This is a genomic window from Ochrobactrum sp. WV_118_8, assembly GCF_039631535.1.
GTDB classification, from domain to species: Bacteria; Pseudomonadota; Alphaproteobacteria; order Rhizobiales; family Rhizobiaceae; genus Brucella; species Brucella anthropi.
The window spans coordinates 1,477,519-1,489,260 of the sequence record NZ_JBDIUZ010000001.1 but is presented as its reverse complement, the minus strand read 5'-3'; the positions used below and the strand labels follow the sequence as shown (position 1 = coordinate 1,489,260).

The following is an 11,742-nucleotide window of genomic DNA, read 5'->3' as shown; positions in this document are numbered from 1 at the left end:
TCTGCCTCAATCAATCAGGCGTGGGTGGCGAGCCAGTTGGACAGCACTTCTTCCAGTGCCTCAACCAGCGTTTCGTCTTCCAGCTCTTCGATAATCTCGGCGATGAACGCATTGATCAGCAGGCCACGTGCCTCGTTTTCGGGTATGCCGCGTGCCATCAGATAAAACAGATAGTCCCTCGACAATTCGGCAACCGTCGCACCATGGCCACACGCCACGTCATCGGCAAAGATTTCGAGTTCAGGCTTGGCATCGAACTCGCCTTCATCCGAAAGCAGCAGCGTGTTGCAGGCCATGCGGGCATCGGTCTTCTGGGCGATCTGTGCCACGCGGATCATGCCCTGGAAAACGCCACGCGCACGGTCCTTGACCACGTTGCGAATGATCTGGGTCGAACGCGTGTTTTCCACCAGATGGCCGACCGTCATGGTGACATCGGTGTGCGTGTCGTCAGCCAGAAGATTGAGACCGCGAAGCTCGAAGTCGGAATCCTCACCCGTCACATTGACGTGCACTTCCTGACGAACCAGCTTGCCGCCCGCATTGACGATATAGAGCGTGAGCTTGGAGCCCTTGCCAATCGTCGCATTGAACTGCGAAAGCTGCGTTGCCTGACCGAAATCACGCAGGATGATCCAGAGAATTTCAGCGCCGTCGCCAACGGTCACATGGTTGACAGAGGTGGAGAAGGCATCGCCTTCGCCGCCGTTCTGGCGTTCCACGATGGTGCCCTTGACATTTGCACCGATGCGGACAGGAAAACGAGTGTGTCCCTGTCCGGCCTTCTGGATGTTCTGAAGCTCCAATGGCGCTTCCAGTTCGGTGTCATCGGCGATGGAAACCATCCAGCCATCGCTGACATAGGCAGCGTTGATCTGGCCGATCGTATCGTCGAAGCCGCGCGACCGAAGCTGGGTGACGAGCGAGCCGTCGGCCAACGCCTCGCGAACCGGGGTCAGCGACACACCTTCAGGCGCTTTCGCGGCAAGAGCCACGCCATTGCTTGTGGCAGCGATGGACGAACCGGCGATGAGCGCAGGCAATGCCTGTGTTCCGGCAGCGGCATCGAATGGCGCCACGCCCTTCAGAAGCGTACGGAAATCCGTGTAATGCCAGCTTTCGACGCGGCGGGACGGAATGCCGTTCTCCTTGAGAGTTTCAAGCGCCGCATCACGTGCAACGACAACATCGCCATTGCCCGGCAGGTCGCCCATGCGGTCGGCAAAACTGTCGATCAGCGCGCTTTCAGCGGGCGTTCGCGGTTTGGTAGCCGGGGCGGTCTGGATATTCATGATCCATCCCTCCTCAGGCAGCTTCGCCGATTACGTCGGCATAACCATTTTCTTCAAGGTGCAGCGCAAGGTTCTTGTCACCAGACTTGATGACCTGGCCCTTGTAAAGCACGTGCACGCTATCCGGAATGATATGTTCGAGCAGACGCTGATAGTGCGTGATGACGATCACGGCGCGGTCCGGCGAACGCAGGGCATTCACGCCTTCCGAAACGATCTTCAGCGCGTCGATGTCGAGGCCGGAGTCGGTTTCGTCGAGGACGCAGAGGCTCGGCTCCAGAAGCTGCATCTGAAGAATTTCAGCACGCTTCTTCTCGCCGCCAGAAAAGCCGACATTAAGCGGACGCTTCAGCATGTCCATGTCGATGCTGAGCTTGCCAGCAGCGTCCTTCACGCGCTTGATGAATTCCGGGATCTTCAGTTCCGGTTCGCCACGCGCCTTGCGCTGGCTGTTCATCGCAACCTTCAGGAATTCCATCGTGGCAACGCCCGGAATTTCCATCGGATACTGGAATGCGAGGAAGATGCCCTTGGCGGCGCGTTCAGCGGGATCGAGTTCGAGGATCGACTCGCCGTTGTAGAGAATGTCGCCTTCCGTCACTTCATAGTCTTCGCGACCGGCGAGGATATAGGAAAGCGTGGACTTGCCCGAACCGTTCGGACCCATGATCGCAGCAACTTCACCCTTGTTCACGGTGAGGTTCAGGCCACGGATGATCTCGGTATCCGTGTCGGCGATCTTTGCATGGAGGTTCTTGATCTCAAGCATGAATGTAAACCTTGTTCTAATGCCAGGAAAAGGCTGGCCAGAAAAATCACTGGGAAAGAGGCGATCGGTTAGCCGACACTACCTTCAAGCGAGATGCCGATAAGCTTCTGGGCTTCGACGGCGAATTCCATCGGCAGTTCCTGAATGACTTCCTTCACGAAGCCATTGACGATGAGAGCGATTGCCTCCTCTTCCGGAATGCCGCGCTGCATCACATAGAACAGCTGGTCTTCCGAAATCTTGGAGGTGGTTGCCTCGTGTTCGAACTGCGCCGTGGCGTTCTTCGCCTCGATATACGGCACCGTATGCGCGCCACAATCGTTACCGATCAGGAGCGAGTCGCACTGGGTGAAGTTGCGGGCGTTTTCAGCCTTGCGATGGGCGGAAACCTGTCCGCGATAGGTGTTGTTCGACTTACCGGCCGAAATACCCTTTGAAATGATGCGGCTCGACGTGTTCTTGCCGAGGTGCAGCATCTTGGTGCCCGAGTCAATCTGCTGATGGCCATTCGAAACAGCGATTGAATAGAACTCGCCGCGCGAATTATCGCCACGCAGAATGCAGGACGGGTATTTCCACGTGATCGCAGAGCCGGTTTCAACCTGCGTCCACGAAATCTTGGAATTATCGCCACGGCAATCGCCACGCTTCGTAACGAAGTTGTAGATGCCGCCCTTGCCGTCCTTGTCGCCAGGGAACCAGTTCTGGACCGTCGAATATTTGATTTCGGCGTTTTCCATCGCAATCAGCTCAACGACAGCTGCGTGCAGCTGATTTTCATCGCGCTGCGGTGCGGTGCAACCTTCCAGATAGGAAACATACGCGCCTTCATCAGCGATGATGAGCGTACGTTCGAACTGGCCGGTGTTCTTTTCGTTGATGCGGAAATAGGTCGAAAGTTCCATCGGGCAGCGAACGCCCTTCGGAACGTAAACAAACGAACCATCCGTGAAGACAGCCGAATTCAGCGTCGCGTAATAGTTGTCCGAAACAGGAACCACAGAAGCCAGATACTTCTGCACCAGTTCGGGATGTTCGCGGATCGCTTCCGAAATCGAACAGAAGATTACGCCCGCTTTGGCGAGTTCTTCCTTGAAGGTCGTAACCACCGACACACTGTCGAACACGGCATCAACAGCAACGCGGCCGGACGCATAGACATTGTCGGAAGGATTGCCATCGATTTCGCTCGGCTCGCCCTGCTTGCGAACGCCAGCAAGGATTTCCTGCTCGCGCAGCGGAATGCCAAGCTTTTCGTAGGTCTTCAACAGCTCCGGGTCAACTTCATCGAGCGACTTCGGGCCGGACTGGTTTTTCGGCGCCGCATAATAATATGCGTCCTGGAAATCGATCTTCGGATAATCGACGCGAGCCCATGTCGGCTCTTCCATGGTAAGCCAGCGTTCATAGGCTTTCAGACGCCATTCCAGCATCCATTCCGGCTCGTTCTTCTTGGCGGAAATGAAGCGAATGATATCTTCGTTCAGGCCCTTGGGGGCCTTCTCGGCTTCGATCGTCGTCTCGAAGCCATACTTGTACTGGTCCACGTCAAGGCCGCGGACCTGGTCAATGGTCTCCTGCACTGCAGGCATTGGCGTTCTCCATCCTCGTCGGGGTCAAGGCCCGACAGTTGCAAACGTCAAGGTGATATGTCTTGAACAATACCGCCTCAATATAGTGTGCTTGGCCCTTCTTTAAAACCTCTCTAAACTGAATTTCAAGCACCGGGTTCAAATTTGCCCCTAAAAATGCCGATTAAAACGATCAACTTAATGAAACAGTCCGATGAAACGGCGATCGCAGACGACACATCCCGGCTTTGACGCCTTGATTTTCTTTGAAGAATTGGAATTTCCGGGCAGCCTATCAGAATCATGCCCGCCCTTGCCTTGTGCATGTAGGAACATAGATAGCCAAAGGAAAGGGAGACCATAATGAACACCCAAAATCTGCAGGACTATGTAAAGTTTCTCGAACAACAGGTGAACGACGAAGGCCGCACCATCAATCAGCTGAAGTTTTTTCAGGACGCCCACGACAAGTTCAACATTTCAAATGCCAGCGCTTCCGACGATATCGCCGCTGATATCGCCAAGCGGGAAGAATTTAAAACGCGCTACGAGGGCTATATCGCCGCTGCAAAGCAGAAGCTCGGCCTCGATTTTTGAATCGCAATCACGCCTTCTTGGCGCGACGCTCGATAATTTTGCGGAACACGTCGAGAAACGCATCGACCTGATCGGGTGTGGCCGTTGGTTCGAGTGACACGCGGATCGCCCCGAGGCTGTCTCCATGTCCCATGGCCGACAGCACATGGCTGGGACCTACTTTCCCCGACGAGCAGGCCGAGCCTGCCGAAAGCGCAATCCCGCCGAGATCAAAGGCGATCTGTACGGTTTCCGCCTTTTGCTCCTCAAGGGAAAAGAAGGTCGTGTTCGGCAATCTGCCGACCGATTTGCCATAGATCACCGCATCCGGGGCGATCGCCTCCAACCCGACCTCCAGCCTGTCCCGCATCGCCGGGGACCAGCCCTCGCCGTCCAGTCGTGTCTTAGCGGTATCTGCCGCAGCACCGAAACCTGCGATCAGCGGCAGAGCTTCCGTTCCCGCTCTATGCCCCTTTTCCTGACCGCCGCCGCGAACAAGCGCGCGCGGCATCATGAGGTCGGAAATGGCGATAATTGTACCGACGCCTTTCGGGCCGCCAATCTTGTGCGAAGAAATTATGAGATAATCACCACAATTATCTGAAATATCTAATTTAATGCGTCCTGCCGCCTGGACTGCGTCGACGATATAAATGCCGCCCGCAGCCTTCACGATAGTGGCAATTTCCGCAATCGGCTGGATGATGCCGGTCTCATTGTTGGCGGCCTGTATGGCCACGAGTGGCAGCCCCTGGCTTTTGTCATGACCGGCAAGCGCAGTTTTCAGGGCATCGAGTTGTACAATGCCATTTCCATCAACCGGTAGAACGGTGACGTCCTGCGCTGCAAACTGCCCTCCAGACAGCATGCAAGGGTGTTCCGTATCACTCACGTAAAGATGTGACAGGCGGACCGGCGAACGTCCCATCATATAATTGGGTGTCAGCAGCGTCGACGCGGCTTCCGTTGCTCCCGACGTAAAGAAAACATGGTCTGGCCTGGCATTGACGAGCGCTGCAACGCTGCGGCGCGCTGCTTCGACGAGCGCACGCGCGGCGCGGCCTTCACGATGCACGGAAGATGGATTGCCGGTAATGCCGAGCGCATTGATAACCGCTTCGCGTGCTTCATCAAGCAACGGAGCACTGGCATTATAATCCAGATAGAGCCTCTTGCCGCTCCCGTTCACCGTACCTATCTCCTAAACAAAATTCTGGAAGCGCAATTTTCTTGAATTTTCAATCAAGAAAAGCCTATTAAGCCCCCATAGGAACTGAAACTCGCTTTCAGTCTGTCGAAATTTCCAACCGGTTCTAGAAGCGGCGTCCAACGACGTCAAGTTTCGCCGCCCCAGTCCGGTCTTCCCGTTACGAGCGGAGTACACATGCCAGAAGTCATTTTCAACGGCCCTGCCGGACGCCTCGAAGGTCGCTATCAGCCTTCCAAAGAAAAGAATGCTCCAATCGCGCTTATCCTTCATCCACATCCGCAGTTCGGCGGAACGATGAACAACAAGATCGTCTACGACCTCTTCTACATGTTCCAGCAGCGCGGCTTCACCACGTTGCGCTTCAATTTCCGTGGCATTGGCCGCAGTCAGGGCGAATTCGATCATGGTGCGGGCGAGCTTTCGGACGCTGCAAGCGCACTCGACTGGGTGCAGGCGCTGCATCCGGATTCCAAGACGTGCTGGGTCGCCGGTTACTCGTTCGGTTCATGGATCGGCATGCAGCTCCTGATGCGCCGCCCGGAAATCGAAGGCTTTATTTCGGTTGCGCCGCAGCCGAATACATATGATTTCGCCTTCCTCGCACCCTGCCCTTCGTCCGGTCTCATCATCCATGGCGATCAGGACAAGGTGGCGCCGCCAAAGGATGTGCAGGCTCTGGTCGACAAACTGAAAACCCAGAAGGGTATCACGATCACCCAGACGACGATTCCGGGCGCGAACCACTTCTTCACCGGTCAGGGCGATGAGCTCATCGAGGATTGCGCAGAGTATCTGGATCGCCGCCTTGCAGGCGAACTGGTCGAAGCGCGTCCGAAGCGCCTGCGTTAAGCTTACAAGAAATTCAGCTGTCGTTTTCCAGATTTTCAGCGTCTCATCCGGCGGGTCTCCCGCCGGATTTTTTATGCGATGCTACCATCGCGATCCAATGATTCGTTTTCTCAAATCCATCTCATGAGCGTGACATGCCGGTTTATGCCATTCTTGCTATCGCCATAGTGTCCGAAGTCATCGGAACGCTTAGCCTCAAGGCATCAGAAGGCTTCACACGGCTTGGGCCGTCCTTGATCGTTGTCATCGCTTACGGTCTGGCTTTCTATTTTCTTTCCATGACCTTGAAGAGCATTCCTGTCGGGATCGCCTATGCGGTCTGGTCCGGGATCGGCGTCACGCTCGTGGCCCTGATCGGCTGGCTGGTGTTCGGCCAGAAGCTCGACCTCGCGGCAGTGCTCGGCATGGGATTGATCATTGCCGGTGTTATTGTGCTCAATCTGTTTTCGAACACGGCGCAACACTAGAGCGCGTTTCGGTCTGATTGAATCAGATCTGTGCTCCAACTGTTTTCTGACGCGCATCTTATCCGAAAACCGTTTCACACTTTTCGGGGATGCGCTCAACGAGCAATGAAGCCAAATTACTGGTTCGCAACCCATCAATTCGGGAGTTTCCTTGTTATTGGCGGTTGATTGGTGCTAAAGGCGGACATATCACAGGGGTGCAAGCAGCCGCTTGCGACCAGTTTCAACTTCGCCTTATCAGTCAGGGAAAAGGAATGTCCGGTTTCAAATCCGATTTTCTTCGCACGCTTTCCGAGCGTGGCTTCATTCATCAAATATCCGATGAAAGTGGCCTCGACGAATTGTTGGCCAAGGAAACCGTGACGGCCTATATCGGCTTCGATCCTACGGCTCCAAGCCTTCATGCGGGCGGTCTGATCCAGATCATGATGCTGCACTGGCTCCAGCAGACGGGGCACAAGCCTGTTGCGCTGATGGGCGGCGGCACCGGCATGGTCGGCGATCCGTCCTTCAAGGACGAAGCCCGCAAGCTGATGACCGAAGATACGATTGCCGAGAACATTGCCGGCATCAAGCGCGTCTTCGCCAACTACCTCACCTTTGGTGACAGCGCCACCGATGCCCTGATGGTCAATAATGCCGACTGGCTGCGCAACATCAATTACCTGGAATTCCTGCGCGATGTGGGCCGTCATTTCTCGGTCAATCGCATGCTTTCGTTCGATTCGGTGAAGACGCGCCTCGATCGTGAGCAGTCGCTGTCATTCCTCGAATTCAACTACATGATCCTTCAGGCCTACGATTTTGTGGAACTGAGCAAACGCTACGATCTGCGTCTGCAGATGGGCGGTTCGGATCAGTGGGGCAATATCATCAACGGTATCGATCTCGGTCACCGCATGGGAACCCCGCAGCTTTATGCCCTCACCTCGCCGCTGCTAACGACAGCATCGGGCCAGAAGATGGGCAAGTCGCTTGGCGGCGCAATCTGGCTGAACGCTGAAATGCTGAGCGCCTATGATTTCTGGCAGTACTGGCGCAACACGGAGGACGCCGATGTCGAGCGCTTCCTGAAGCTCTACACGACGCTTCCGCTGGACGAAATTGCCAAGCTGGCGGCGCTCGAAGGCGTCGAAATCAACGAAGCGAAGAAAATCCTCGCGACGGAAGTAACGGCCATGCTCCACGGTCGCGATGCGGCCGAGGAATCCGCAGAAACAGCGCGCAAGACTTTTGAGGATGGCGAACTGTCGGAAAATCTTCCGACAGTCGGCGTTCACAAGGCAACGCTGAACAGCGGCATCGGGGTTTTGGCGCTGATGGTTCTGGCCGAACTCTGCACGACTAATGGCGAAGCGCGCCGTCACGTTGAAGGTGGCGCCGTACGTATCAATGACGAACCAGTCAGCGATCCTCGCATGACCGTAGATGCTGGTGCACTGAACGATCAGGGCGTTATCAAGCTGTCTCTTGGCAAGAAACGCCATGTACTGATCCGCCCGGCATAAAACGGGCGACAACTGAACCAAAAAAAGCCGGGCCTCGCGCCCGGTTTTTTTGTTATCAAAACTCAAAGATTGAGCGGAATATGCCCGGCGCGATGACGGAGATCGGATTGACGACCACCTGCGGCTGCTTGGCGCTGCCAGTAAGCTTGTAAGTGATTCCGATCAAGCCGCGATCGCGACCATTTCCGAGCAGCGCGCCAAAGATGGGTAGTTCGCCGAACAGCCGATTGACACCATAGGCGGGCATGAATGTGCCGGTGATCGACATATTGCCCTGCTTGTCATAGAGCGTTCCCTGGAAGGTCGTGCCGACGGTCGGACCGCGAACGACACCCTTGGACAGGTTCAGATAACCGTTGCCCTTCTCAATCAACGAAAAACCGCGCTCGATATCAACGCGCGAAACATCGATATCCCTTTTTACGGCCTGATTGAGACTTGTGCCGCCGCTTGATGGCGAACTGGAAACGATTTTCGCAAGACGCGGTTCGTTGATGATCGCAAAATTGCGCGCATCGATCTGACCACGCAATGGGCCGTTGCCCTGTGCGGCGAGACCAACCGTGATCTTGCCACCGCGCATTTTGTCGTAGAAATCGAAGAACCGAAGAACCGCTCCTGCATCATTCGATTGCAGCGAAATGGAGCGCGCATCGCCCTGGTCATTGTTCGTTGCCACAAAGGATTCGCCAGACGACGTTACAGCATTGACCGATACGCCCGATACTTTGCTGCCCGCGCTCTCGTAGGAGACAGCGACATTGCTTAAAGCTTCACCGTTAAAGCCGCTGACTGCATCGATCTGAGCGCTCACGACCACGCGCGGATTATTGCTTTTACCGCCGCCGCTGCCCTTCTCGCCAAGGTCGGAAACCTGCTTGATCAGAGCCCGCGCATCGAACTGCGAACCACGCACATTAACCCGATAGCCGCCGCCGCTCTTGGTCGCTTTGACTGCAAGATTATCGTTTCGGTTCAGGCGTATCTCGCTGAAACTCGCCGATTGAAAATCGCCTTTCGCAATGGAAAGATCGCCCTTCGCTCCAAAGGCATCGCCAGAGAAGACAAGATTATTGATGTCCATCTTGCTCTTGTCGTCCGCGCTCTGGACCAGATCGAAGGTTGCCTTCGCCGGTATGCCTGCCCCTTTGCGCCATCCGAGCCATGGCAGATCGATCTGCGTCTTGCCGAGATCGGCTGAAACATGGCGCTTGCCGCCATCATCCATCCCAAGATCAACAGACATGGGGCCGGAGAAGATGGAATTCAAACCGGGAAAGACTGCATCACGGGTCTTGTCGTCGATATCCAGCTTGACCTTCTGCTCGCGCTTGACCGGACCCGAACGATTGACGGGCTCGACCATGCTGATTTTTGCAGGAACACCATCCAGTTTTGCATCGGCAGTAATAATGGCCGCCGACTGATCTACTTTGATACTGCCTGTCGCATCATTGATGGACGATCCGGCTATCGGCTTCGAAATGTCGAGACCGGTGAAGCCAATGTCAGCGTTCCAGCGAAGCGTGCCGGGCGGCGGATCCTTGGAAACGGCAAAGTTTACCTTAACGCGCGACTTCACATCACCGGTCACGTCGCCGGGCAGAAACGGCACATTCTTCAAAACGTCGATAGGCTTGTTCCCGGCAATTTCAGCGATTGCCGATGCCTCACCGGAAACACCGAGATCCAGTTCTGCGATAACCGGCCGTTGTGGCCCCCATGGAATGATGAGCGTGCCGTCAGACACATCAACTTTACGGTTGTTTGGCGTGTAGGCCACGCCTTTCAAAAGTTTGATGGTCGTATAGGCGCCACGAACCGATATCTCACCATCGGCATCGCGCACGGGCGGCAGTTCTCCAACGACATCAAAACGTGTATCGAAAACCTTGAAATCAGCCTTGATTTCGTCACCAGTCAGCGGTGGTGGCAGACCGGGTCCGTTGAAACGACCGCCTGCGAGCGAAATATCGATGCGGCTGTCTTTAAGAGTTCCGCCAAAGAGGTTTTTAAGCACCCATTCGCGTGCGCCATCCGCAACATCGATGGGCCATAGGTGCTTGGCGTCTGCAACCGGCATTTGAGGAATGCGCAGCAGGAAGATCATCTCCGGCGAACCGGCACCGAAGCCCATGCTTCCCTGACCAAAGAGCTGACCGGTTTCCGTCTGCACATCGAGATTGGCAAACTGGATGCGTTGCTGGTCGGCCATATAGCGCCCAGCTATCCGTGTTGCGAAGGATAGCGGCGGATCGGTCGATTCCGATGGCATACTCGTCGCCGAAGTGGTCAGAACCTCGAAGCGATATGTCGGACCGCCCGTATTGTTTTCAGCTTCGGGTTCTGGACCAAATGCTCCGTTGAACTGTGCCTGCATTCCGCCAAGCTGCAGCCGGGACGACTTGATCTCGATCTTGCGGCTTCCTACCGTATGTTCAAGATTAAGGCGAATACCACCACGCACGTCTTCAACCTTGCCGAGCTGCATATCTATGCCGTCGACAGCGAGTTCTGTTGCAAGACGTTCCGGCTGATCGCCATCGGCAGCCGATCCTGTCAAGGACAAGCGTGCCGATGCTTCCAGTTCGAAATGGGCCGGATTGACACGATTGCCATTTATGACGGGAGAAACTTCTGGCGGGGAACCCAATGCAACGGGAATATCGCGGACATTCAGCTCGAAGCCGGCCAGACTGTTGTCACCCGCATGCCGGTCGATCTTGCCATCCAGTGCAATTTTCTTGCCTTTCCAGATGACGCTGCCGGTGATGTCGATCTTCCCACCATTTTCGATGAGGCGGGCCTGTTCGATATCCAGAACCTGCTGTTCATCGCCAACCTTGAATGCAACGGTGCTGTTGAAAATGCCTATGACATGCGTGTCCTGCGCACGCAAAAGCTCCAGACTGCGGCGCATGGCAGCGAAAAGCTCACCCGAAACCGCATCGAAATCGACAATGCCATGTTCGTCGTAAGGCAAGGACTTCCAGAATCCCGGACCTTTCGTTTCTGGCATTTCAAAGGAAACGCCATCCACCTCGAGCTGAGCAACACGTACCTTGCCGGTCAAAAGCGGCAACGGCGCCAGCCCCAGGCGCACAGATTTGATTCCGCTGATTTCGACGCCCTGTTTCGGATCAGCGATCGATACATCACGGGCTTCGAGCGCAACGTGACTATCCTGATCCAGCGATAGCGCCGCACTCCCGATGGAGGCGGACGCACCTTCACCGAGAATATGCGTCAGGCTTTTCTGTGCTTCGTCACGCAGAAGATTGCTATCGACACCGCTGCGAAGGATGACAAAACCGGCACCTACTATGAGAACCAGAAGGATACAGATCGACAAAATCGCATGGGAACAGCGCGATAAAAAAGAACGGCTCGGACGGGCCGGGCCGGGCAAAAAGCCACCCTCGCCGTCAGCGGCGAGACGCTCGATTCTTTTCATGTCCCGCTTGCTGAAGCGGATCTTCTGCGGTTTCTCTGTCAACAAC

Annotated in this window: 9 protein-coding genes; 4 read left to right on the top strand and 5 right to left on the bottom strand. The window is 55.5% G+C overall.

From position 1 onward, the window contains the following. Positions 1-14: 14 nt before the first annotated feature. The 3 genes from sufD to sufB form a co-directional block, all read right to left on the bottom strand. Complete coding sequence (gene sufD / locus ABDF71_RS07175) at positions 15-1,292, bottom strand: Fe-S cluster assembly protein SufD (protein ID WP_500061431.1); 1,278 nt, start codon at positions 1,290-1,292, stop codon at positions 15-17. Positions 1,293-1,305: 13 nt separating this feature from the next. Continuing rightward, the gene (gene sufC, locus ABDF71_RS07170) at positions 1,306-2,061 is read right to left on the bottom strand and encodes a Fe-S cluster assembly ATPase SufC (protein ID WP_105529031.1); all 756 of its coding nucleotides are present in this window, start codon (positions 2,059-2,061) and stop codon (positions 1,306-1,308) included. 68 nt (positions 2,062-2,129) lie between these two features. Next, entirely contained in the window at positions 2,130-3,653 is a 1,524-nt protein-coding gene (gene sufB / locus ABDF71_RS07165) for a Fe-S cluster assembly protein SufB (RefSeq protein ID WP_012092133.1), read from the bottom strand. Positions 3,654-3,995: 342 nt separating this feature from the next. Between sufB and ABDF71_RS07160 the strand changes: the two genes are divergently transcribed. Then, positions 3,996-4,229, top strand: coding sequence for a hypothetical protein (locus ABDF71_RS07160; protein ID WP_029924926.1), 234 nt, complete (start codon positions 3,996-3,998; stop codon positions 4,227-4,229). A 7-nt stretch (positions 4,230-4,236) separates the two neighbouring features. Here ABDF71_RS07160 and ABDF71_RS07155 read toward each other — a convergent pair whose 3' ends face one another. Continuing rightward, positions 4,237-5,397 carry a cysteine desulfurase family protein gene (locus tag ABDF71_RS07155; RefSeq protein WP_500061430.1) on the bottom strand — a complete coding sequence of 387 codons (1,161 nt, stop codon included), beginning with the start codon at positions 5,395-5,397 and terminating at the stop codon, positions 4,237-4,239. 195 nt (positions 5,398-5,592) lie between these two features. Here ABDF71_RS07155 and ABDF71_RS07150 point away from each other — a divergent pair, with 195 nt between their 5' ends. From ABDF71_RS07150 to tyrS, 3 genes are all read left to right on the top strand, one after another. Further along, positions 5,593-6,267, top strand: a complete 675-nt coding sequence (locus ABDF71_RS07150; protein ID WP_010661280.1) for an alpha/beta hydrolase — start codon at positions 5,593-5,595, stop codon at positions 6,265-6,267. A gap of 134 nt (positions 6,268-6,401) precedes the next feature. Continuing rightward, positions 6,402-6,734, top strand: coding sequence for a DMT family transporter (locus ABDF71_RS07145; protein ID WP_105529028.1), 333 nt, complete (start codon positions 6,402-6,404; stop codon positions 6,732-6,734). A 254-nt stretch (positions 6,735-6,988) separates the two neighbouring features. Then, the gene (gene tyrS / locus ABDF71_RS07140) at positions 6,989-8,242 is read left to right on the top strand and encodes a tyrosine--tRNA ligase (protein WP_010661278.1); all 1,254 of its coding nucleotides are present in this window, start codon (positions 6,989-6,991) and stop codon (positions 8,240-8,242) included. Positions 8,243-8,297: 55 nt separating this feature from the next. Here tyrS and ABDF71_RS07135 read toward each other — a convergent pair whose 3' ends face one another. After that, positions 8,298-11,696, bottom strand: coding sequence for an RNA-binding protein (locus tag ABDF71_RS07135; RefSeq protein WP_500061429.1), 3,399 nt, complete (start codon positions 11,694-11,696; stop codon positions 8,298-8,300). Between the last annotated feature and the right edge of the window lie 46 nt (positions 11,697-11,742).

What these genes read in the sequence shown, in the direction of transcription:
- ABDF71_RS07150 (WP_010661280.1), top strand. Translation starts at nt 5,593, where the DNA reads ATGCCAGAAGTCATTTTCAACGGCCCTGCCGGACGCCTCGAAGGTCGC.
- tyrS (WP_010661278.1), top strand. Translation starts at nt 6,989, where the DNA reads ATGTCCGGTTTCAAATCCGATTTTCTTCGCACGCTTTCCGAGCGTGGC.
- ABDF71_RS07160 (WP_029924926.1), top strand. Translation starts at nt 3,996, where the DNA reads ATGAACACCCAAAATCTGCAGGACTATGTAAAGTTTCTCGAACAACAG.
- sufB (WP_012092133.1), bottom strand. Translation starts at nt 3,653, where the DNA reads ATGCCTGCAGTGCAGGAGACCATTGACCAGGTCCGCGGCCTTGACGTG.
- ABDF71_RS07135 (WP_500061429.1), bottom strand. Translation starts at nt 11,696, where the DNA reads ATGAAAAGAATCGAGCGTCTCGCCGCTGACGGCGAGGGTGGCTTTTTG.
- sufC (WP_105529031.1), bottom strand. Translation starts at nt 2,061, where the DNA reads ATGCTTGAGATCAAGAACCTCCATGCAAAGATCGCCGACACGGATACC.
- sufD (WP_500061431.1), bottom strand. Translation starts at nt 1,292, where the DNA reads ATGAATATCCAGACCGCCCCGGCTACCAAACCGCGAACGCCCGCTGAA.
- ABDF71_RS07145 (WP_105529028.1), top strand. Translation starts at nt 6,402, where the DNA reads ATGCCGGTTTATGCCATTCTTGCTATCGCCATAGTGTCCGAAGTCATC.